The organism is Bradyrhizobium sp. 172 (genome assembly GCF_023101065.1).
In the GTDB taxonomy this organism is placed as follows: Bacteria; Pseudomonadota; Alphaproteobacteria; order Rhizobiales; family Xanthobacteraceae; genus Bradyrhizobium; species Bradyrhizobium canariense_D.
This window is the reverse complement of record NZ_CP064701.1, coordinates 5,754,654-5,775,486: the sequence shown is the minus strand read 5'-3', so window position 1 is coordinate 5,775,486 and position 20,833 is coordinate 5,754,654. Positions and strand designations below refer to the sequence as shown.

20 protein-coding genes are annotated in these 20,833 nt (G+C 62.7%); 8 read left to right on the top strand and 12 right to left on the bottom strand.

Features of this window, described 5'->3' with window-relative positions:
- Positions 1-387: 387 nt before the first annotated feature.
- Genes IVB07_RS27745 through IVB07_RS27735 form a run of 3 tightly spaced genes read right to left on the bottom strand, consistent with a single transcriptional unit; the run spans position 388 to position 2,946 of the window.
- Complete coding sequence (locus IVB07_RS27745) at positions 388-963, bottom strand: hypothetical protein (RefSeq protein WP_247363519.1); 576 nt, start codon at positions 961-963, stop codon at positions 388-390.
- Positions 960-2,102 (bottom strand): ERF family protein, encoded by a 1,143-nt coding sequence (locus tag IVB07_RS27740; RefSeq protein WP_247363518.1) that lies wholly within the window; start codon positions 2,100-2,102, stop codon positions 960-962. Before IVB07_RS27740 ends, IVB07_RS27745 begins: the two co-directional genes overlap by 4 nt.
- Entirely contained in the window at positions 2,086-2,946 is an 861-nt protein-coding gene (locus tag IVB07_RS27735) for a YqaJ viral recombinase family protein (RefSeq protein ID WP_247363517.1), read from the bottom strand. Before IVB07_RS27735 ends, IVB07_RS27740 begins: the two co-directional genes overlap by 17 nt.
- A 245-nt stretch (positions 2,947-3,191) precedes the next feature.
- On the opposite strand from IVB07_RS27735, the gene IVB07_RS27730 reads away from it, so the two are divergent.
- Positions 3,192-3,578: a hypothetical protein gene (locus IVB07_RS27730; protein ID WP_247363516.1), complete on the top strand. Its 387-nt coding sequence runs from the start codon at positions 3,192-3,194 to the stop codon at positions 3,576-3,578.
- Positions 3,579-3,636: 58 nt separating this feature from the next.
- On the opposite strand, the gene terL is transcribed toward IVB07_RS27730, so the two are convergent.
- The 5 genes from terL to IVB07_RS27705 form a co-directional block, all read right to left on the bottom strand.
- Entirely contained in the window at positions 3,637-5,079 is a 1,443-nt protein-coding gene (terL, locus tag IVB07_RS27725; protein WP_247363515.1) for a phage terminase large subunit, read from the bottom strand.
- Positions 5,076-5,492 carry a DUF5681 domain-containing protein gene (locus IVB07_RS27720; RefSeq protein ID WP_247363514.1) on the bottom strand — a complete coding sequence of 139 codons (417 nt, stop codon included), beginning with the start codon at positions 5,490-5,492 and terminating at the stop codon, positions 5,076-5,078. The genes terL and IVB07_RS27720 overlap by 4 nt, the downstream gene beginning before the upstream one ends.
- Positions 5,485-6,828 carry a DNA methyltransferase gene (locus IVB07_RS27715; protein ID WP_247363513.1) on the bottom strand — a complete coding sequence of 448 codons (1,344 nt, stop codon included), beginning with the start codon at positions 6,826-6,828 and terminating at the stop codon, positions 5,485-5,487. Before IVB07_RS27715 ends, IVB07_RS27720 begins: the two co-directional genes overlap by 8 nt.
- Before the next feature lie 59 nt (positions 6,829-6,887).
- Positions 6,888-7,877: a hypothetical protein gene (locus IVB07_RS27710; RefSeq protein WP_247363512.1), complete on the bottom strand. Its 990-nt coding sequence runs from the start codon at positions 7,875-7,877 to the stop codon at positions 6,888-6,890.
- 131 nt (positions 7,878-8,008) lie between these two features.
- Entirely contained in the window at positions 8,009-8,173 is a 165-nt protein-coding gene (locus IVB07_RS27705) for a hypothetical protein (RefSeq protein ID WP_247363511.1), read from the bottom strand.
- Positions 8,174-9,100: 927 nt separating this feature from the next.
- Between IVB07_RS27705 and IVB07_RS27700 the strand changes: the two genes are divergently transcribed.
- Positions 9,101-9,367 carry a tetratricopeptide repeat protein gene (locus IVB07_RS27700; RefSeq protein ID WP_247441146.1) on the top strand — a complete coding sequence of 89 codons (267 nt, stop codon included), beginning with the start codon at positions 9,101-9,103 and terminating at the stop codon, positions 9,365-9,367.
- 37 nt (positions 9,368-9,404) lie between these two features.
- On the opposite strand, the gene IVB07_RS27695 is transcribed toward IVB07_RS27700, so the two are convergent.
- Positions 9,405-10,175, bottom strand: a complete 771-nt coding sequence (locus IVB07_RS27695; RefSeq protein WP_026233543.1) for a hypothetical protein — start codon at positions 10,173-10,175, stop codon at positions 9,405-9,407.
- 598 nt (positions 10,176-10,773) lie between these two features.
- Positions 10,774-12,036 carry an ROK family protein gene (locus IVB07_RS27690; RefSeq protein ID WP_026233544.1) on the bottom strand — a complete coding sequence of 421 codons (1,263 nt, stop codon included), beginning with the start codon at positions 12,034-12,036 and terminating at the stop codon, positions 10,774-10,776.
- A gap of 254 nt (positions 12,037-12,290) precedes the next feature.
- Here IVB07_RS27690 and IVB07_RS27685 point away from each other — a divergent pair, with 254 nt between their 5' ends.
- The 4 genes from IVB07_RS27685 (at position 12,291) to IVB07_RS27670 (ending at position 17,390) form a co-directional block, all read left to right on the top strand.
- Positions 12,291-13,256 (top strand): sugar-binding protein, encoded by a 966-nt coding sequence (locus IVB07_RS27685; protein ID WP_085352214.1) that lies wholly within the window; start codon positions 12,291-12,293, stop codon positions 13,254-13,256.
- Between the two features lie 65 nt (positions 13,257-13,321).
- Positions 13,322-14,848 carry a sugar ABC transporter ATP-binding protein gene (locus IVB07_RS27680; protein WP_085352050.1) on the top strand — a complete coding sequence of 509 codons (1,527 nt, stop codon included), beginning with the start codon at positions 13,322-13,324 and terminating at the stop codon, positions 14,846-14,848.
- Positions 14,845-15,906, top strand: coding sequence for an ABC transporter permease (locus IVB07_RS27675; RefSeq protein WP_018458260.1), 1,062 nt, complete (start codon positions 14,845-14,847; stop codon positions 15,904-15,906). Before IVB07_RS27680 ends, IVB07_RS27675 begins: the two co-directional genes overlap by 4 nt.
- 137 nt (positions 15,907-16,043) lie before the next feature.
- Positions 16,044-17,390: a carbohydrate porin gene (locus tag IVB07_RS27670; RefSeq protein WP_026233545.1), complete on the top strand. Its 1,347-nt coding sequence runs from the start codon at positions 16,044-16,046 to the stop codon at positions 17,388-17,390.
- Positions 17,391-17,499: 109 nt separating this feature from the next.
- Here IVB07_RS27670 and IVB07_RS27665 read toward each other — a convergent pair whose 3' ends face one another.
- Entirely contained in the window at positions 17,500-18,387 is an 888-nt protein-coding gene (locus IVB07_RS27665) for a hypothetical protein (protein WP_247363509.1), read from the bottom strand.
- A 166-nt stretch (positions 18,388-18,553) separates the two neighbouring features.
- Here IVB07_RS27665 and IVB07_RS27660 point away from each other — a divergent pair, with 166 nt between their 5' ends.
- Positions 18,554-19,741 carry a CoA transferase gene (locus IVB07_RS27660; RefSeq protein WP_018458263.1) on the top strand — a complete coding sequence of 396 codons (1,188 nt, stop codon included), beginning with the start codon at positions 18,554-18,556 and terminating at the stop codon, positions 19,739-19,741.
- On the opposite strand, the gene IVB07_RS27655 is transcribed toward IVB07_RS27660, so the two are convergent.
- A complete protein-coding gene (locus tag IVB07_RS27655; RefSeq protein WP_247766773.1) occupies positions 19,738-20,523 on the bottom strand; it encodes a DUF72 domain-containing protein in 786 nt (261 codons plus the stop codon). The two genes, IVB07_RS27660 and IVB07_RS27655, sit on opposite strands and share 4 nt — an antisense overlap.
- Here IVB07_RS27655 and IVB07_RS27650 point away from each other — a divergent pair.
- Complete coding sequence (locus tag IVB07_RS27650) at positions 20,522-20,833, top strand: hypothetical protein (protein ID WP_018458265.1); 312 nt, start codon at positions 20,522-20,524, stop codon at positions 20,831-20,833. The two genes, IVB07_RS27655 and IVB07_RS27650, sit on opposite strands and share 2 nt — an antisense overlap.

The window sequence follows — 20,833 nt, the reverse complement described above, 5'->3', positions numbered from 1 at the left end:
ACGGCGCAAGTCACTGCCTGAGGCCAACCGAGACGAAATTGCTCGCGCACTTCGGACGCGGCCCCGCTGTTTGCGCGTCTGCTAGCATTTGTAGCCAGACGCCGCTTCTCGGCCCTCGCCGGGCGCAGGCCGCTCACCCGGTTCGATTTGCCAGTAGACGGTACGCGTCGACAGCAATGAAGGCCTTGATGACTGCTTGCCGGCCTCCGATCGCCATATGGGCCCCGTCTCAACTTTGGCTGCACCATGCTCTCTCGTTGGTCTCGCTCCGATTGTCGGCAATTTGAACGATGGCGAACCGCTTCCTTTCGTTAGGCCAGGATAATACGGCGCAGCGATGCGAACGATTTAGTCAAGCTGTTGCTAGCGCGATCGCGATCTGTGGTTTCAGCGCAGCCGGCGCAGCGGTCCAGCTCTGAAGCGCTGATTCCTGATCTCGCGAAGGAGCAGCATGCGCTTGGTTTGTGCGGCGTTGAGCAGCCCCTCGAACAAGACCAGGACCTCGCGGGCCTGCACGTAGACTTCGGTGGTGATGGCGCGTTGGTCGAAGCCATAGGCCGCAAGCCGCGCCTCGATCTCGGACGCAGCGACGGGATCACACCGCCAGCTCAGGGCATTTTGTAGCGTGTAGGTCTCGGCCTCCGCTTCGAACTCGGGATCAATCCCGACCATGTCGATGCGCCGCAGCGCCGCCTCAACCGCCTTTTGGCGATAGGTCTCGAGCAATTTATGCCGCAACATGCGGTAGCGCTGGATATCCCAGGACAGTTCGGCGACGTCAATGGCGAGGAGCCATTCGATGGCGGACCGCGGCGCGAGGTCGGCAAAGATCGCCTGCTGGAGCGCCTGGTAGTGTTCGAGCTGTTCGCCCGGCAGCAGCAGTGGCGGGGGCGCCAAGGACTCAAACTCGACCGGCAGCGTCGTGACGGTGAGCTCGCGCGCGGTTTGGAACAGACCGTTCATCCGGCGGCCTCCGAATCCAGGTTTGCCGCAAGCGACGCGGCGCCGACGGCGACGTTGGCGGGAGCGTGGAGGGGGCTTGCCGCCCACAACTCCTGCGCCACCGGCAGCGGCGCGATCTGCAGGTTCGCCCACCACGCCCGTTCATTGCCGTGCTGATGCAGCTCCTGGTGATGCGCGCGGCACAGGGGGACAGTGAACTCATCGCTGACCTTGCGGCCGAGCGCCCGGGCTTGAGCGAATTTCAGATGATGGGCATCGCACGGGGTTTGCCGGCACACCAGGCAGGGCTGCCCCCTAACAAACAACAGGTGCGTCTTGCTGCGTTTGCGGGACGGCTCCTTGGGATGGGCGAGCCCGGCCTCGGGTAGCGCTGGCTGCAGCGCGGTCTCGGCGTCAGCAGCAGGCGCTGCCGGCAGGCTTGGCGTGCCATTCATGTCGGCCGTCTGCTCGGCCTGAGCACGGCCAGCGTCCTCAAGCTTGGCTTGATAAGCTGCCTCGACGTGCCGGGCATCCGGCTCCTGCAGGCTGTTCTTGAGCGGGAGGCTCGCCATGGCCCAGCTGAGCAGATCGGTGCTGGCGGGCAGCGCTTCGAGCTGGCGCAATAGCTGCTCGCGGAGTGCGGCGGACTCGCCCGGCCGCAGCACCGGGGCACGGTTGAGAGCGCCCTTGCCGGGCGAAGCCTTGAGGTTAGGTGGTGCGGGGGGACCAGCGGCCGCATCCGGGGCGTCCAGATCATCCTCGCCGGCAATCCCGACCAGCGCGAACAGGGCATAGCGTCGGGCGTAGGTGAGCGCCGCGCCCATCCGGTGCGGCGCCTCGATGTCCCGTGCGGCGCAGACCGGCCACTCCGAGGAGATCCACTCGCCGGAGGAATGGGCGAGCAGGGTGGTGAGATGGATGTGACCGGTGCTGGCCTCGACCCGGGTGCTCTGAATGGCGGCGATCTCCTGCTGGCTCAAGGTCTTGCGCACGATGTCGAGGCCGCTCGCCAGCGAGGCATAACGAAAGGTGCGGTCGTCATCGCGCAGGAACGGCGAGCGGATGTGCGCGGTCAGGGTCTTTTCCGGGTTGGTCAGTTCGGCCTGGGCGCGGGCCAAGGCCGCTGCGATCGTCCCGATATGCTCACTGGCCTGGTGCATGGACGCGCTCCATCTCAACCGGATCAAAGCTGATCGCGCCGGCTTTGGAGCGTTTGGCGCGAAGTCCGTGGCCAAATGCTTCCTTGGCATCCTCAGGCAGCAACTTCTTCAGCTCGGTCTTGGCCAGTTCGTGCTCGGCATGGGCCTCGCGGGTGCGCAGATAGGTCGCCGCGCATGCGGCCCACAGATTGGAGACGGTCATGTCGACGACCTTGACGGCGGCGAGCCGCGGACGTGGGGTCTCGATCCCGAACAGCAGCGGCGGCTCGCCGCTCTGCACGCAGCGCCAGAACTTCTTTTCTGCCGTGAGCAGCAGGTGCTGGTAGAGCGGATCGGCGTGGAGGGTGAGCTCGACCCATTTGCCGCCGCCGGTGATGATCGAGAGCACCGCCGCGCGCGCCGCGACCACCCACATGTTGTGCTGCAGCTGCGCCATGTGCTTCTCGGCCGCCGCCTCTTCAGTAAAGGCCCAGGGCAGCATGAACTTGGCTTCGAACACCGCGCCGGTTTCTGCGACAATGCCATCGAGCGTCGCGGCCATCCAGTGGTGGACGGGATGGCGAATCCGCTTCTGAATGTCGGCAATGGTCATACCCGATGCGCGCTGGTACCAGCTGCGGTTGAGGTCTTCGGTGACGGTGCCGAGCTGAACGATCAGATTCTGCGACAAATCTTGCGGCGCGAGCTCGCCGCGTTTTTCCCGCCACAGTCGCGTGAGGTCGTCCTGATCATTGCCCATAATGATGCGGGCATCCGAGCCGCCGACAAAGGCGCGCCGGTCAACGGGGTCGAACTTGATGATGCGATGTGGCGCCTCGGCGCCGTCGGTTGCAATCGGGATCACCGGTCTCTCCTTGGTTTGGCAAACGCGGCTTGGCGCCGCACCACCAAAAGCCCCGCACCAGCGAGGAGAGAGACCGGGGCCAACGGCGAAGGCCCGGTTGCCATTATTAACGCTCCTTTGGCGCGGGAATGCCAGTCCTTTCTGCAGCGAATTTGCGGTTCGTTGGGTTCTAAAATGCTTGATGTCTCAAAGCCTTGGAGCGAGCTTTCGGGTGCTGCAACCCGCCCCGGTCGAGGAGCTCGCAGATGGCGTCAATTCGACAAATCGAAGCCAATCGCGCCAACGCCAAGCGCAGCACCGGACCGAGAACGATGCCGGGAAAGGTGAGGTCCAGCCGCAACGCGTTGCGCCACGGACTCGCCACGAGTTGCAAGCCGGATGCGCCGACATTTGCAGCTGCAATTCGCGCGGGCCTCGGCTGTGAGATTGGACCCGAAGCGGCCGCCGCGGTTGCGGATGCCAAGTGCGAGCTATGGCGCGTGCGACTGGTCCGCCACGCGCTGTTGGCCGCCCTCGGTGGGGACCCGGTTGGAGACGTCGCGCGCCGGCTCGAGGCGCTTGAGCGCTACGAGCGTAGCGCGCTGGCCGCGCAAAAGCGCGCGCTTCGCTCGCTCAAGGCACCGCGGGTGTAGAATTGCGATTGGCTTCGTTCTGGAGAAACTCTCGATCTTGTAGCTGCCCGGGGACCGGTCATGGAAAACCATAGCCATAACCGTCCCGGCCGACCGAAATGATGTTGAGTTCGATGTCATCGAACATCGGGTGATTGCCCGCCCATTTCAAGAATTGCGAGGTGCTGTCGACCTGGTCGTCATGCTTGCCGTGGGGAAACGCCAACAGCTCCAACAGATAGTCGTCCAGCCAGGGCGCCTCTGCCGGCAGATGCACCTGTCCGGCCTCGATCCGGAACGATTGTGCCGCCATACGGTCCGCCTTGCTGCCTTCGGGTTTGATGCCAATCGGGCGCGGCATGCCGGTCGGCGTATTGCGTTGCAGGTCCTGCAACATCGCAATGCCGGGCCCGGCGTCCTCGACCAAAACCGCGTCCGCGTTGTATCTTGTCGCCAGCGCGGCCACGGCGCGCCGCAGGTCGGGATATTGATGCCGGCCGCGGTAGAGATCGACAAGGTAGTAGTCATTCTTGATCATGCGCCAGGTGGTGCAGACCGAGTAATCGTTGGCCTTTCCGGTCATCATGGCGGTGTCCCAGCTCTGCACGACATAGTCGGATGTCCCCGCCGGCGGCAACTGATCGAACCAGCGAAACCAGGCGCGCTTGATCAAATTGCCCTCGAGTGGCACCGGCCGTTGCTGGTATTGCGCCGAGAATTGCAGGCTGCCGATTTCGGCCTTGATCCGCTCCAGCACCGGCTTGCTTTCGCGCCGCGGGTGCAAGAGGTCGCCTGTGCGACGGCGGAAGAGGCGATCGTGACCGATGGCGATGTCGCTATCTTCGATGGCAATGGCCGGCAGATCGAGGTGATGCCAGCCGCCCGCTTGCAGCAGATGACCGGCGAGATCATCTTCGTGCAGGCGCTGCATCACCACGACGATGCGGCCGTCCTCCTTGTCGTTCAATCGTGAGACCAAGGTGCCGCCGAACCAGTCCGTGACGCGGTTGCGCGCGGACTCCGACATCGCCTCCTCCGCCTTGAGCGGATCGTCGATGATGATGAGGTCCGCGCCTCGACCGGTTAGCGTGCCCCCGACCGTGGTTGCGTAGCGGCTGCCGCCCGCCGTGGTCACGAGTTCAGTGCCGGTGTCCTTGGCCGGGTGCATGGCCGGAAACAGCTCCTGATACCAGCCCGACTCGATCACCATTCTGAACTGGCGGTGCAGCTCGGCGGACAGCTCGCTGGCGTAGCTGACCACGATAATGCGGCGGCTGGGGTCGTGGCCCAGCCACCAGGCGACGAACGCGACCGAAACCGACAGCGATTTGAGCGACCGCGGCGGCTGGTTGATGAGGAGCCGAGGGCAATCGCCGTCGTAAACGCGCATGAGCTGATGGGCAATGGCATCGATATGCCAGTTCGCCAGGTAGTCGCTGCCGGGAAAGACGGTCGCGAAGGCCCGATGGATGAAGTACCGCACATCCGTTCGCAGCAATGCCGCCACCACCGGCAGCATCATGTGGCGTCCTCCTCGTCGCGTTGGCTTGCAGTCGTCGCATCGGCGTTGGCCAAGACGTCTCGGCGATATGCCTCGAGGATGGCCTGATCTTCGGGCGGCAGGCTGGTCGCGGTCTCTTGCGCGGAGCCGACACTCATCGCCATCGCGAGGGAGAGGAATCTGTCGAGCGCCCTGACGTCGCCTTTGAGCGCTTTTTCCCGCAAGCGAAGCAATGCCGCCTTTTGCGTGGTGACGCGTCGTGATCTGCCGCCGTCGTTGAGCGCGACCGGGGCCAATAGGACGGTTTTCAGGTCGGTGGTAAAATTCAGGCTGCCTTTCGGCCGACCACGCGGGTTGCCGGATTGCCCCGGCTTGAACCTGGTGTGCAGGGGCGGTTTGCCATAGCCAAAGCCCTTGTCCGATTTTTTAGCCATTGGCGCGCTCCAGCTTCGCCGGGCTGGTTTGGCCGAACGGCACGCCGGTCTCGGCGTGCACTGCCGCCTTGCCGGTCAGATGCTGCCAGCGGCGGATCGTGACATCGACGTAGCTGGGGTCGATTTCGATCAGCCGTGCCCGGCGCCGTGTCCGTTCGGCGGCGATCAGTGTCGTGCCGGCGCCGCCGAATGGATCGAGCACGATGTCGTGCTCGTTGGTGCAATCGCGGATTGCATCGGCCACAAGCGCGACTGGCTTGACGGTCGGGTGCAACGACAGCTTTCCTTTGGATGAGTTTGACCAGGTGTTTTGGCTGGGATAGCTCCACACGTTCGAGCGATTTCGACCGTTCCGGCCCAACTGCACGTTATTGACGTGTGGCGCGCGCCCCTTCTTGAACACGAAGACGAGTTCATGCGCCGACCGATACAGCGATCCCATGCCGGCGTTTGTCTTGGCCCAAACGCACACGTTCTTCATTTCCGTGTATATGGGACTGGCGGCAGCCAGCAGCGGTCCGATCCCGCGCCAATCCATGCAAAGGAAATGAATGGCGCCATCCCTGGTGAAGCTGGCGAGATGGGCAAAGCTCGTCGCTAAGAACGCCTCGAATTCAGTTGTCGACATCTCGCCGGATGCCATCGCAAACTCGGCATGGGTGATTCTCCCCTTGCCAGATACGTGGCCATCGATTCTCTGGTTGTACGGCGCATCCGCGAACGCCATGTCTGCCAACTCATCGTCCAGGAGCCGACGGTAACTTTCGTCATTTCTTGCATCGGCGCAGAGTATGCGATGCTCGCCGACTGCCCAGAGATCGCCGGGCTTGGTGATTGGTGGCTCGGCATCGGGTGCGGGCAAGTCGTCCTCCCAATCTTCTGAATCGGACGCCGCCACGTCGAGTTCTCCCATCGAAAATCCGGTTAGTTGCAGGTCGATCTGTGGGTCGATGGTCAGGAGCTCACTCAATTCGAGACGCAGAGCCTCGACGTCCCAACTGGCCTCTTCAGTTACGCGGTTGAGCATAAGCCTCAGCATTCGCAGCTGAGCCTCGCTCAGATCGGTAATGGTGACGGCGAGGACATGATCCAGACCGATCTGCGCGGCCGCTGCAACGACCGCCCATCCCGCTATCACCCGTAGCATCGCGTCAACGAGAATGGGAAGAACTTGACCGTACTCCCCCAAGCTTGTCGCCAGCGTATCGATTTGTCGCTTGGGGTGGCGACGGGTTTGGTTGCCGGGCGGCGGCTTGAGGTCGCCGATCCGAACGGGAACGGCTTTCAAATCGTGGCGAAGTGCATCGCCATTGGTTGGTTGGGTGTAGTTCTCCAAGAGAGCCTCCGTGTGCGATATGCCTGTCGGCATATTGGCGGAAGGCCGGCAGAATGCACTTAGAAGGACGTGGACCTGATCCCCGATTTGCGATCGCGGGTGCGATTTCGCCGTTCGATGGCGGCGGCCATCAGGCTGCAGACACTTGGTGCGGTGATGGACCGAACGCAGGTTCGCAAAAAATTCAGCACAAACTGTCCGGCGGCCGTCTGGGGGGTGCCCTTATACTCTAAGCCCAAATAGGGATTGTGGGTGAATCTGCCGCCGTAGCGCTCGATTAGCTCGCCGAGGGAAATTACGGCGTACAGCAGCATCGGCCGCGGGAGCGGTCCGCCGCATTTTTTGCTGGTTTCGAGCGCGCTTCGGGTCGCACGCTTGAGTTGGTGGGCGATCCGCATGGCGTCAGCGAATTCCCGCACTTCGTAATGGCACGGGTTGGGGAAGTCCCGAAAGGTCTTATCCTGAAAGATCCTATGCTGTGCGGGCTCGTTCAGCAGGGTAAGGTATTGCGCGAGGCGGTCGGCCGCATCGGCCAACATGATAAGCTCAGCGTTGCCTGCCTGCCTGGCGCTGCCTGCAAGCGCCCGCAATCGGCTTGGAAAGGAATAGGCGAGGCTCAGGGGACCCGCGGGTTCGATCGGCGGATTCTGAGCGCCCCAATCGAAGTCAACTTTCTGCGCGCAGTTGAGAAACTCGCATACGAGGCACGCGAATTGGTCCAGCGCCGCGTGAATCTGGGCTCGGCTTGGTTGCTGAGCTAGGCGCTTGTCTTCCTTCAGAATGAGTTCGCGAAGCCCATCCAGCTCTTTGCGAATATCGACCTCATGGCCGTCGCGGGAAGGGCCAGGGAAAGCCCTCATCAAATCGTTGAATTGGTCGTTGCTAAGCAGAAAACTTACAGGGGCGCCGCCCGGTCCCGCGTCGGGATCATACATTTGTCCGTAGCCGGCCAGTCGGACCAGTCCGGACCAGCCCCATTGTGCATCAGCATGCCCACGCATTAAGGTCGCCCGCATCAAGGGTGAAGTTCTTAGGTTAAAATAGAACATTCGGCGGCAACCATGCTTAGGCAAGTCCGGACAAACACGGTGGTGCACGGCAGCGAACGGCCGCTCTCGGGAGGGCGCTTGGATCCTCCCTCTCTTGTCTCTTGCAATAAACTCAAGAAATTACCTCGACGTCATTTTTTCAAAAGTAACCCCATTGCACGCGCCATCCGCTTGACTGAGCCGACATGCCGGCGAAGAGCTGCGGCGATTTCCGCCGCGCCGTACCGCCGGCGGATCATCGCCGAAAGCCTCCTGCGTTCGAGCTCGCTCCATTCCTTTGGCTTCGAGATTTTCATGGTCTTATCTTCCCGCCGGTCCGAGGCGGGCGACACTGGGAAATTTACGGGTGCCATCATGAGTTATGCCCGTAGGTCGAGGAAGGGGAGTGGGATGCGAGTCGAGCCAAGCCGAAAGCTGCGTTGGCCTCCTGCCGGGTCGCTAGCTGCGAACCTGCACGGGGTGGCGCATCTCGAACCTGTCCTAGCTCAATGATACGTGTCGTTGCCATCGACGGAAGTCGACTGGCTCGTGGGCTTCCCTACGCCAGCGCGTGCAATAAGGGCCCGCCATGAAGACCGTCAGCGGATCGAGATGGCGACCAGCACACGGGCGAATTGATCGCAGGCGGCGAGGCCCAACTGCAGCGCCATCACGCGCTTCAGGAGGGACGGCGGCGCGTTTGATCGCCACGGGCTTCGACGAACCCGCCGCTTACCGCGAAAAACACGTCCGTTAGTGCGGCTTACTTGACGTTGCTGCTTGCTGAAGCGCTGCCATCGACCGTATGGTTAGTTCTATGCAGCGTCGAGCGCCGAACAGGGATGCCTCAGCCCAGGCGGCCTTGAGTGGGATGCGCTCCGCCTCACAATGGGTGATGCGCCCGCCAGAAAGCGTCGCTCTGGTCCATGCTCCGTTCTCGCCCACCATCTCGCTCTCCTCATCTGCAAATCGAGCGCGAGAACAGATCGTGTTTACAAACCACAGAAAAAGTATGTGAAGAGATGGACGGTTACTCGGGTACAGTTTCCCTGTTCAGGCGGGTGCCCATTCCCTGATCACATCAGAAAATTTCCCTGTTATGGATTCGAGCGTCCGGTGCCGCAACAGCTTGGAGTCGCGGAGAGTTTTCGTAGATTCCCTTGGCTAAATAGCCCGCCACGTCATCGTTTTCCCTGTAAAATTCCCTGTTCGCAGGGAAGCGACCCGGGCGGAGCCTTTGGACTGTGCTGCTGCGAGTTATGAACCGGATCCGTCGTTTCGACCTGGCCGATCAGGCCTATGCGCAAGCGATCCGGCTGGGAGGCGAAACCGTTCAGATTCTGAATGACCAGGGATATTCGTACATGCTGCGCGGCAATCTGAATGCAGCGCGACGGAAATTCGAGAAGGCCTATTCACTCGACCCAGGTAATCCGGTCATCGCCAACAACCTCGAGCTTCTCAATGGCAGCCGGCGGTTCATTGAAAGACCACCAAACAACCAGCCATAAGCAATCGACCGGATACTGCGATCACGGCCAGTTCTCGTCAATTTGGCCCAATCACAGCATCAGCGTGACGGCTGCCGCTGCGGACGATGACAACAACGCCATTGCGAACGGTAAATCGTGCGCCGAGCAGTTTCCGCACCTTCTCCGTGATCGGAGAGGGAAACGGAACGGTGTCTCCCACGACGGGTTCGCCGACCTTGATCGTCGCAGTCGCGGAGCCTGCAACTGGTGCAGGCTTGATATAGTCTCGGATAAGCTGAATCTCTTCACGTGATAGGATGAGCGGAGCCTGGTCAGGACGGGTCTCCGACGGCGGCTTGGATGTTTCACTGCTTGCTTTTTCACGTATCTCATTGGTGCTTGCGATCTGATCGAGCCTGGCTACGCGTAGCTTGAGCGCGATGATGTCACGTTGCAGTGCTGCGATCTCCAATTTGCGCGCGTTGGCCTGCATGAAGACAATGATCGCGCAAACGCAGCCCACGACAAAGCCGACGCTCAGCAATGCGATCAACCACCGCTCAAAGTTTCCCATCGACCGTCCGGCCGTCCGGGGGAGTTGTTCGCGCTGGAGATGGCTCCGCCAGATGCGGCGTGCTCGGTGCATCCAGTCGGTAGAGCCCGTTACGCTTGCCGCCGACCGGCCTGACCCAAAATGCGCGGGCGACGAGGCGGCTTCCTCTCGGGCCGGATCAACTAACGACGCCGTGTCGACTTGCTCAAGCTCTAGATCCTCGGGGACGCGATCCTCCGTAGTCAGATGAGCGGCAGGGTGGAAGGGATCCATCTGCTTATCGAGCCGGCCCATCTCCATTCTCCGTGGAGCCATCTATCAACTTCAGCAGTTCCGCCGACGCGGATAGAATAGGGTACCCGAAGATTGGATCAATCGGAACGAAAAAGGCGCCAGGCCGCGCCGTGAACCGTTCTGAGGATAGCTTCAGGAGATAGGGCACCAACAGATGCCAAGGTTCGCCCCGCGAATGCACGTTCCGACCACGCGGACCATAGACAGTGCAATGAGGCACCATGTCGTGCGACGAATGCCCAATTTCAGCTGGTTAAGCCCAGGGTGCGACCGGTACGTTATTGGTTGTTCTACCGCTGTGGCTGTCTCTCAATGAGCCGCTTTATCGGGTTCTTCAGACGCTTACGCCAAGGCGCTTGCATGCGTGATAGCGCGCGCCATGACTAAGCGAATCTGAAGGGCAGCTGCGTTGCTCGATCGATCGCTAGCTGCCCCCTTTTCATTTGGAAACACTAGCCAACCTACTGAAATTACTGGAGCGTGTTTCGACCATTTTTTCCAAATGCGCCTTGAAATCACTATATAATCGGGCAGGTTTTGATTCCGCCATTCGGAGGTTCGATCCCTCCCGCCCCAGCCAGCGCTTAGCTCTCGGCGCTTACTCGGTCGCTTCCATATGGTTTTGGTCCACGACCCGCAGCGTCCGTCGCACCATGCCCTCGACAATGACCGCCGATTCGCTTGGACGCAGATGGATCGCCGTGGACCTGAGCAGCCATGGCAACACCGCCTGCTCAAGCCGCTCCTCATAGGCGTGGCGCATCATGTCGAATGCCATCAGGCCTGGACCCGCCAGGATGACATGGTGCGGCCGCAGCACGGATATCGTTGCTGCGACCGCCTCGGCGAGCGCGCGACCCGCCTGCAGGAATAGGTGCTCGAGACGTGGATCGCCGCCCAGCGCGCGCTCGCGCAACAGGGCCATCTGTCCCTCCGATGGCTGCTGCGAGTCCGCCGGCGGCAGATCGAGAAAGGTGCGGGCGTCGCGGTAGAGCGCGTAATCGGCAAGATAAGCCTCGATACAGCCGCGCTGGCCGCAGCGGCATTGCGGCCCGTCCGGCGCCAGCTTGACATGGCCGATCTCGCTGCCGGCGCCCCAACGTGCTTCACCATCGGCAACGACGCCCATCCCGATGCCGTGACCGACCATGATCGTGGCCGAGAGGCCTTGCGCCAATGCCGGTTCGGCGGCCGTGAGGGCGAGCGCGACCGCGACAGCGTCGTTCGCCATGACGACATCGACGCCGAACGCCTGACGTATCGGCGTCGCCAGATCGACTTCGGTGATCGACAGCGCGGGACTCCACAGTGTCGTGCCGGTGTCGACGTTCACGATGCCTTGCAGCGCAATCCCGATTCCCAACAGCCGATGGCGCGGCGTCGCCGTCGCATCGAGCAGCGCATTGATCTGCGCAATCACGAGATCGCGCAGCGCGCCTGCATCGAGCGCGCGCGTCGACAGTGCAAGTCGCGACTGCGCGACGCCGGAGCCCCGGAAATCCGCGATCAGCGTCTCGATCAGGTTCATGCGCACGGAGACCGCGGCGATGCGCCCGAACTCCGGATTCAGGGTCAGCAGCACGGCCGGCCGGCCGCGGCGGCGGCCATTCAGCCCGTCCGCATCTTCTTCCTCGCCGTCCTCGGACCACGGCGTTGCCGCCGTCTCGCTCTCACAGAGCAACTCTTCTGCGATCAGCCGCGACGTCAGGCCGGAAACGGCCGGGAAGCTCAGCCCTGTACTCCGGGCGAGCGCCACGCGCGGCAGCGGCCCTTGGCGTCGCAAGACATCGACGAGACGGCCGCGGTTGGATTCACGGGCGGTGTTTGACACGCGTCTGGACGGCTCAATTTGGTCAACCATGCTGCCTCTTTAATTCATCAGGTAAATTTAATTGAGGGATGGGATGCGTGTGTGACCGGAAAAGCACAATCGGATTCGGTTTTCAGCAGCCATATTTACTATTATCGTACCGTCTGTACTATTTAGACTTGAAGAAGGGGCAAGTACATCCTGATCCGGCTGGTTTGCCCTGCGACATTTGTTCGCGACGTAAATAAAAGATAGCGCATAAGCGCTGTGAAACCCCTGAACGGGGTGACCCAAGGGAGGTGTACATGAACGAATCGCTGAAAAAACTAATGGTGTCGCTGTTTGCGACCGCAGCTGCGCTGGCCATCGCCACGGGGGCGGCGCAGGCCCAGCAGAAAAAGACCATCGCGCTGGTCACCAATGCCGCGGCCGATTTCTGGACGATCGCCGGCCGGGGGCTCGAAAAGGCTCAGAAGGAGCACCCGGAATACGACATCCAGTTGATCGTCACGAACGAAGCGACGGCGGCGGGCCAGCGGCGCGAGCTGGATGACCTGCTGGTGCGCGGCGTCGCCGGCATCTCCATCTCGGTCGACGATGCGCCGCACGCAACCGAAGAGCTCAACAAGGTTGCGGCCAAGACCGTGTTGATCACGACGGATAGCGACGCGCCGCAGAGCAAGCGTCTCGCCTATATCGGCACCGACAACGTCGCGGCCGGGCGCCAGGCAGGCGAGGAGATCAAGAAGGCGTTGCCGAACGGCGGCAAGATCGCGCTGTTCGTCGGCACGATGGACGCGGACAACGCCCGCGAGCGGGTGCAGGGTATCAAGGACGCGATCGCCGGCACCAAGGTCGAGCTGGTCGACGTGTTCACCGACCAGGTGGACTTCGCCAAGGCCAAGGCGAACATGGAGAACGTGCTGGTCAAATATCCCGACATCGCGCTTTTGTCCGGCCTCTGGAGCTACGAGACTCCGCTGATCTATGACGCAGTCAAGGCGGCTGGCAAGGCCGGCAAGGTGAAAATAGTCGGCTTCGACGAAGATCAGCGCACGCTGCGGGGAATATCCGACGGGACGATCGAGTCCACTGTCGTGCAGCAGCCGTACGAGTTCGGGTATCTCTCCGCCATCAACATCATCAAGACGCTGAACGGCGACAAGTCCTGGATTCCGGCCGACAGCAAGCTGATCGTGCCGACCCAGGTGGTCAGCAAGTCCAACGTTGCGGAGTTTACCGCTCATCTGAAGGAGCTGCTGAAGAAGTGACTTCAGCGTGCTTCACGGCCCGGCCGCCGCGGTGGCCGGGCTTTGGGCGGGAGGAAAGCGGAGACATGGCAGAGACACTGCTGGAGCTCAGCGGGATCAGCAAGACCTATCCCGGGGTCAGGGCGCTCGACGACGTCAATCTGCGCGTCTATCGCGGCGAAGTGTTGGGTTTGATCGGCGAGAACGGCGCCGGCAAATCGACGCTGATGCGCGTGCTGGGTGGCGTGATCGCGCCGAGCGAAGGCGTGATCCGCATCGGCACCAGCGAGTATGCCCGAACCACGGTGACCGAGGCGACGCGGGCCGGCATCGCCTTCGTGCACCAGGAGCTGAACTTGTTCGAGAATCTCGACGTCGCAGCCAACGTGTTCATCGGGCGCGAGAAGCTGATGGGCGGGCCGCTGAAGCTGGTGGACAATGCCGAGATGCGTGCTCGGGTGACCCCGCTGCTGGAGCGGCTGGGTGCCGATTTTGCGCCGGATACGCTGGTCGAAGACCTCTCCATCGCCGAGCGGCAAATGGTGGAGATCGCCAAGGCGCTCTCGATCGACGCCCGCGTGATCATCATGGACGAGCCGACCTCCAGCCTGACGATCTCGGAGACCGAACGGCTGCTGGAGGTGATTGCCGATCTGAAGGCGCACGGCATTTCGGTGATCTATATCTCTCACCGGCTCGGAGAGATCATGACCTGCGCTGACCGCGTCGTGGTGCTGCGTGACGGTCGCACCGTGGGAGAGCTGGCGCGGAACGAGCTAAGCCATGCCGCGCTGATCCGGTTGATGATCGGTCGCGACCTCAAAGCGCTGCATACCCCGCCGAAACAGGCGCCGCGGCCGGGCGGCTGCGATATCGTCGGCGCCGTGACATCGGCCTTTCCCGACCGGCAGGTTGATCTTTCCGTGCGGCATGGCGAGATCCTGGGACTGGCGGGGCTCGTGGGCGCTGGCCGCACTTCTCTTGCCCGCGCCGCCTTCGGCATTGACCCGCTGCTGGGCGGCGAGATCAGGATCGACAACGCACCGGTCGCTGTCGCATCGCCGCGCGACGCGATCAGCCAAGGCATCTATCTGGTGCCGGAGGACCGCAAGAAATCCGGGCTCGTGCTGGAGCTGCCGATCCGCGAGAACATGACGCTGGCGAGCCTATTGGATCACGCGCGGATGTGGCTGGTCAGCGGCGCGGCCGAGCGCAAGGTCGCTAAAGAGCAGGTCAGGCGCCTCTCCATCAAGGCGCCAAGCATCGATATGGAGGCCGTGACGCTCTCCGGCGGCAACCAGCAGAAGGTCGTGCTCGGCAAATGGCTGTCCATGCAGCCGCGCGTGATGTTCTTCGACGAGCCGACCCGCGGCATCGACGTCGGCGCCAAGGGCGAGATCTACGCGTTGATGCGCGAGCTTGCCGACCAGGGCGTCGCGATCGTGATGATCTCCTCGGACATGGAGGAGGTCATCGGCGTCTCCGACCGCGTGGCGGTCATGCATGAAGGCGGCGTCAGCGGCGTGCTCGAGCGGGAGCAGTTCAGCGAATACAACGTGTTGCGGCTAGCCATGGGCCAGGCGCTGGAAACCGCGGAAGCGGCCGCGCCATGATCAGGAAAGAGCTCGGTCTGGCATTGCTGCTGGTGGTGATCGCCGCCATCACCGGCGCGATCAATCCCGCCTTCCTGTCGCTGGTGAACCTCTTGAACATGGCCAATCTGATCGGCCTCTTCGGTGTGTTCGCGCTCGGCGAGGGACTCGTGATCATCACCGGCGGCATCGACCTGTCGCTCGGCTCGATGTTTGCGCTGCTCGGCGTCGTGTTCGTGGATCTTCTGACGACCTACCAGGTGCCGTGGCCCCTGGCACTGCTGGCCGTGCTGCTGGGCGGGCTGGTGCTCGGCGGCATCCAGGGGTTCCTGATCACCCGCCTGAAGATGCAGCCCTTCATCGTGACGCTGTGTGGGTTGCTGATCTATCGCGGCGCCGCCCGCTATTACACGAGCGATTCGACCCGCGGCTTCGGTTACGGCGACGAGGCGGCGACACTGAGCAACATCGCCTCGGGCCATTTGGCGGGAATCCCGAACACCTTCATCCTCCTGATCATCCTTGCGCTGATCCTTGGCGTGCTGCTGCACCGCTCGGTCTACGGGCGCTGGCTTTATGCCGTCGGCAAGAACGAGGAGGCGGCACGCTTCTCGGGCATCAACACCAATATCGTGATCGCAACCGCCTATATCATCAGCGGCGGACTCGCCGGAGTTTCGACGGTCTTGTTCGTGTTCTACACGAACTCGGTGTCGCCGAGCTCCTTCGGAAATTTCTACGAGCTCTACGCGATTGCTGCCGCCGTGCTGGGCGGGTGCAGCCTGCGCGGCGGCGAGGGGTCCATTCTCGGTATCGTGCTGGGCACGGCGCTGCTGCAGGTGCTGCAGAACCTGGTGAATATCCTGGGCATCCCGAATTCGCTGAACTTCGCGGTGATGGGGACGGTCATTCTGATCGGCGTGTTGGCGGATCAGCAATTGCAGGCGCGACGGCGGCGCAAGCTGGCACTGGCCGGCGTCGCCCGCACTGCGCCGAAATCGACATTGGCGGAGCAAGTCCAGGGCACGTCACCGCGCGCCGCGGATGCATTGCCGGCGAGAACGGTTGATCGGGCATGACAGATCCACGCTCCAGTTGACACAAGGCTGCCTGGTCGGCGGCCGCTGGGGGAGGGAGCGCGTTCCAGGCTCGAGGGCTTTGGGCAGGGGCGTGAGGCGAAACAAGTAAAGCCTGAGACGGCGGGAGGACGAGTAAAATGTTGCGCAGGTTTATGAACACCGCAGGGGTGTGCGGTGTGGGGATTGCTTTCTCATCGCTGTTTTGCGGTGGAGTGTATGCGGCCGACTTTTCGACGAAAGCTGCGCCTGTTCCTTATGCGGCTGACGATTTCTGGACGAGACCGTATCTGTTCGGCGATCTCGGCAGGACCAGGCTGAAGGAGCAGGGCATCGATGTCGGCCTGACGCTCGGTAACGAATCGGTCGGCAATGTCTCCGGCGGAAGCAGGAATACCGCGGCCAACGCCGGCCAGTTGTGGTTCGGCGCGAAGCTGGACATGGGAAAACTCGCCGGCATTCCCGGCGGCACCGTCGGTCTCACGCTGGTCGACCGCTTCGGCAAGAATCTGAATACCGAAGCGGACATTCCCGCCCTGCAGCTGACCAACGAAGTGTTCGGCCGCGGCAATATTCTGCGCCTGACGCAGCTCTATTACTCGCAGAAGCTTTTCGATGACAGCCTTGAACTCAAGGGCGGCCGTCTTCCGGTCGGCTCCGACTTCTTCTTCGGCCTGTGCGAGTTCATCAACCTGACCTTCTGCGGCGGTCAGCCCGGCAACATCCAGGGCGGCTACATCTACAATTGGCCGGTGAGCCAGTGGGCCGGTGTCGTCCACTACAAGATCGCGCCGGAATTCACGGTGTCGGTCGGTGTCTACGATGCCAATCCGGGTTACCTGACGACGTCAGACCCGGGCGTCTACTTCTTGCCCGGCATTCCCGCCTCGAACCCCGCCAGTGGCGTGATGGTGCCGGTGGAGTTGGTCTGGACGCCGAAGGGCCCCTTGACCGGGACCTGGAGACTCGGCGGCTGGTACGACAGCGCCTCGTCCATTGATGGCGGCCTTCCGGGTGTTATCGGCACCATCCCGGGCGTCGGTGGTGTGCCCGATCAAAATATCAGCGATCAACGCGGCCGCTACGGTGTCTACGAATCGATCCTGCAACGATTGACCGTTGACGGTCCCGGTGCGGTAGGTTGGTACACCTTCCTCAATACGACCGTTGCCGATCACCGGACCTCGTACCAGGATTACCAGATCGCCCTGGGCTTCAGGCATACCGGAACGTTCTCCTGGCGTCCCCAGGACGAAGTCGGCTTCGCGGTCGGCACGACGCACGTGAACACGGCTGCCCTCAGTCCGAACGCCGGCGGCAACGAAGTGCCGCTTGAAGTCTGGTACGGATGGCAGGCGACCGGCTGGCTGAACCTCAAGTTCGACGCTCAGTATGTCATCAATCCCGGTGGGCGCGGCTATAACGCGGCGGGCGTGAAGACCGACAACGCCGTGGTTCTTGGCATGCGCACCGAGGTCCACTTCTGACGGGACGCTCACCCGTCTGATGCGAAAGGTGGGGCATGCCCGTCCCACCGGAGCGCACGCAACGTGTGGCGGCTCCACTCAGCGGAGCCGCCCGGGACTTGGTTATCACCTATCCCTCGTATTGATCCGGTCCCATCGCCCAAGACGCCTGATCGTGACCGAACGCGTAATTGCGGTTGTTGATCGCCGGATTGCGATTGACCATCGGCCGCATGAACATCGGGTGGGTGGCGCTGCGCACCTCGTGCTCGACCGTGAACAGCGGCTTGCCGCTGTCGAGATCGACGATGTCGCAGAAGCGGTACTGGTACTGATTGTCCTCGCGCGAGATCAAATCGCGCGCCAGCAGCTTGCGGTAAGGGCCGGAAAAATCGGTGATGTACATCTGCACATGGTGGCCGTCATAGTCGCCTTGCGGCCGATCGGTCTCGCGAAACAACAGATGCTGGTCGCGGCCGGTCTTCACGGCGGCAACCGTACCGTCGCCGTTCCGTAACTCGGATGGCATGCCCATGATCTCGGGGTAGAAGGCGCAGATGCGAGCGGCCGATCCCACCGGCACGTCGAACTCGACATAGGGAACGCCGAGCGCGACACGGCCGAAGCGCGCGGCGTCGGGCTCGTAGCAGCGCAGGCGGTTGCCCCACGGACAAATCGCCTCGACATGGTCGTTATGCTCGGCGAAGGCGAACGCGGTGCCCTCGAGCTTTTTGGCGACCGACGCCAATCGCGCCAGCAGCGCCTCGCGGCCCGCGATGACGAGTCCGACATGACCGCGCAGCACCTGCGGCCGGCCGCTCGGCAAATGAAGCTGGCTCCGTCCGGCGTTGATCCACATGTTGGTGTCGGACACCATCAGATACGGATCCCGGGTGAGCCCGAGACCTGCGACATAGAACAGCGTGGCGAGGCGCTGGTCCGGGACCTGGATGTTGACGTGCTCGAAATGGATCGCGTTGCCGAGATCTTCTTTGGATCGATCGAATTGTTGCGGCATGGACGGGGCTCTGATGGGGGAGGGACAGGTCCATACTAGAGCACAATTTCCGCCAGTCGAAATGATTCGCCGATCACATCTCGAGGGTGGGGCATGGCGTCCATTGCCACCTTGCCGCAAATGCCAATCCCTGTAAGCTGACAAAAAGCACAAAGGAAAGAGATCGATGGGAGGGGTTCTGGCGGGCGTCCGCGTTCTTGATTTCGGGCGCTATATCGCGGGGCCCTATTGCGCGACCTTGCTGGCCGAATTCGGCGCCGAGGTCATTCGCGTGGAGAAGCGCGACGGCAGCGAGGATCGTTTCGTGGCGCCGGTCGGCGAAACTGGCGAAGGCGCGCTGTTTCTTCAAGTCAACCGCAACAAGAAGTGCCTCACGCTCGATCCGATGAAGCCGGAAGGACAGGAGGTGATGCGCCGCCTGATTGCGACCGCGGACGTGGTCGTCGCCAATTTGCCGCCGCAGACCTTGGGCGCGATGAAGCTCGACTACGATTCGCTCAAGGCGATCAAGCCGGACATCATCCTGACGACGGCCACCGCGTTTGGCGGGCCGGGGCCATGGTCCGACCGTGTCGGCTTCGATGGTGTCGGCCAGGTCATGTCGGGCTCGGTGTACATGACGGGCGCCGGCGATCCACCCTACCGGGCCGCGGTCAACTGGGTCGATTTCGGGACCGCGCTACATTGCGCGTTCGGCACGCTCGCCGCACTGATCGAGCGCGGCAAATCCGGGCGCGGGCAGATCGTCGAGGGCGCGTTGCTCGCAACCGCCTTGTCCTTCACCAACGCGACGCTGATCGAGCAGGCCGTCATCAACGTCAATCGCGTGCCGACAGGCAATCTCGGCCAGACCGCGGCGCCTGCCGACATCTACCGCACCAGGGACGGCTGGGTGCTGTGCCAGGTCACGGGGCATCCGCTGTTCAAGCGCTGGGCGAAACTGATGGGCGAGGAGGAGGTCTGGCTGAACGATCCGCGCTTTGCCGACGACATCAGCCGCGGCAACAATGGCCCTGTCATCAGCGAGCGCATGGCGCGCTGGTGCGCCGAGCGCACCACGCAGGAAGCCGTCGACACCCTGGGCAAGGCCATGATTCCGACCGGCCCCGTGCTGAGCCCGCAGCAGGCGCTGGATCATCCGCACGTCCGCGCCGCCGGATTCATGCAGGACGTCGACTATCCAGGTCTGCCGAAGCCCGCACCGGTGGCACGCGCCGCCGTCCGCCTGTCGGAAACGCCCGGCGAAATCGCGATGCGCCCGCCCACGCTCGGCGAGCATACCGATCTTATCCTGACCGAGCTCGGCTACGACAAGGCCGCGATCGCGGCGCTCCGGCAAGGCGGCATCGTCTAGCGGTGAACAACGGCACCTGCACGGCGGCTTGCCGTCGTGATCGCCGCGCTTTGCCGCACGTTGAGCAATTGCTTCAACGCCTGTGCATCGGCCGCCGCCGCGCTCTTCTGGTCGTTGTCGAAATAGACGTAGACGTCGCAGCCCTGCCGCTTCCAGGATTTGATGCGCCGCGCCCATTGCGCCAGCGTGGGTTTCGTATAGTGCCCGTGATAGCGCCCGCTGGGCCCGTGCCCGCGCACATAGACGAAATCCGCCGTGCGCTTCCATGGCGCGGGCGCGTCGTGATGATCGGACAGGCACAGCGAGATGTTCTCGTCGGCCAGCATCCGCAAGATGCGCGGCTGATACCAGCTCGGATGACGGAATTCGAAACTGTAACGCCGCTTCCGCGACAACAGCTTGAAGAAGCCGGCGAGGCGGTCCGCGTCGGCCTCGAATTGCGGCGGGAGCTGGAACAGGATCGGGCCGGCCTTGCCGCCGAGCCGTGAGATGCGATCCTCCAGCAGTTCGAGGCTGTTCACCGAGCGATCCGACAGGCGCTTCCAGTGCGTGATGAATTTCGAGGCCTTCCAGGCAAAGACGAAATCGCGGCCGGTCTGCTCCCGCCAACCCTCGACGGCCTCCGGCGTCGGGGTGCGGTAGAACACCCCGTTCAGCTCGGTGGTGTCGAACTGTCCGGCGTAGTAGCTCAGCTGCTGCTTCAGCGTCACGCCCTTGGGAAAGAACGGGCCTCGCCAGGAGGCGTAATGCCAGCCGGAAGTTCCGATCAGAACGCGCGCCATGTTCGACGTGTCCATCCATTGCGATTTGCCGGATGGGAACGTCCGTGCGGCCGATACGTTGCTCGTGAGCTTGATCAACGCAGGACCGGAACCGATGTACGCGCTGTTCGAAGGCAACAAGCAGATCGGCGATCCCTTTCCGACGGAGAAGGAGGTGTGGGAAGCCGCCTTGATCGAGGGGCTGGTAACCGACGTACCGGTCGCGGACGAGGAGGGCGGCCGCCTTCTGCCCGCCGGCTATCACGTCGCGCAGGTCGAGGAGACGTTCGAGCCGAAGCCCGGCTGGAAGTTGCCGCGCGAGATCTCGTGA

Excerpts from the sequence above, each read along its gene's own strand:
- IVB07_RS27745 (WP_247363519.1), bottom strand. The coding sequence starts at position 963 with ATGAACGGTCTGTTCCAAACCGCGCGCGAGCTCACCGTCACGACGCTG.
- IVB07_RS27740 (WP_247363518.1), bottom strand. The coding sequence starts at position 2,102 with ATGCACCAGGCCAGTGAGCATATCGGGACGATCGCAGCGGCCTTGGCC.
- IVB07_RS27730 (WP_247363516.1), top strand. The coding sequence starts at position 3,192 with ATGGCGTCAATTCGACAAATCGAAGCCAATCGCGCCAACGCCAAGCGC.
- terL (WP_247363515.1), bottom strand. The coding sequence starts at position 5,079 with ATGATGCTGCCGGTGGTGGCGGCATTGCTGCGAACGGATGTGCGGTAC.
- IVB07_RS27720 (WP_247363514.1), bottom strand. The coding sequence starts at position 5,492 with ATGGCTAAAAAATCGGACAAGGGCTTTGGCTATGGCAAACCGCCCCTG.
- IVB07_RS27710 (WP_247363512.1), bottom strand. The coding sequence starts at position 7,877 with ATGTTCTATTTTAACCTAAGAACTTCACCCTTGATGCGGGCGACCTTA.
- IVB07_RS27705 (WP_247363511.1), bottom strand. The coding sequence starts at position 8,173 with ATGAAAATCTCGAAGCCAAAGGAATGGAGCGAGCTCGAACGCAGGAGG.
- IVB07_RS27695 (WP_026233543.1), bottom strand. The coding sequence starts at position 10,175 with ATGGGCCGGCTCGATAAGCAGATGGATCCCTTCCACCCTGCCGCTCAT.
- IVB07_RS27690 (WP_026233544.1), bottom strand. The coding sequence starts at position 12,036 with ATGGTTGACCAAATTGAGCCGTCCAGACGCGTGTCAAACACCGCCCGT.
- IVB07_RS27685 (WP_085352214.1), top strand. The coding sequence starts at position 12,291 with ATGAACGAATCGCTGAAAAAACTAATGGTGTCGCTGTTTGCGACCGCA.
- IVB07_RS27680 (WP_085352050.1), top strand. The coding sequence starts at position 13,322 with ATGGCAGAGACACTGCTGGAGCTCAGCGGGATCAGCAAGACCTATCCC.
- IVB07_RS27675 (WP_018458260.1), top strand. The coding sequence starts at position 14,845 with ATGATCAGGAAAGAGCTCGGTCTGGCATTGCTGCTGGTGGTGATCGCC.
- IVB07_RS27670 (WP_026233545.1), top strand. The coding sequence starts at position 16,044 with ATGTTGCGCAGGTTTATGAACACCGCAGGGGTGTGCGGTGTGGGGATT.
- IVB07_RS27665 (WP_247363509.1), bottom strand. The coding sequence starts at position 18,387 with ATGCCGCAACAATTCGATCGATCCAAAGAAGATCTCGGCAACGCGATC.
- IVB07_RS27660 (WP_018458263.1), top strand. The coding sequence starts at position 18,554 with ATGGGAGGGGTTCTGGCGGGCGTCCGCGTTCTTGATTTCGGGCGCTAT.
- IVB07_RS27650 (WP_018458265.1), top strand. The coding sequence starts at position 20,522 with ATGTTCGACGTGTCCATCCATTGCGATTTGCCGGATGGGAACGTCCGT.
- IVB07_RS27655 (WP_247766773.1), bottom strand. The coding sequence starts at position 20,523 with ATGGCGCGCGTTCTGATCGGAACTTCCGGCTGGCATTACGCCTCCTGG.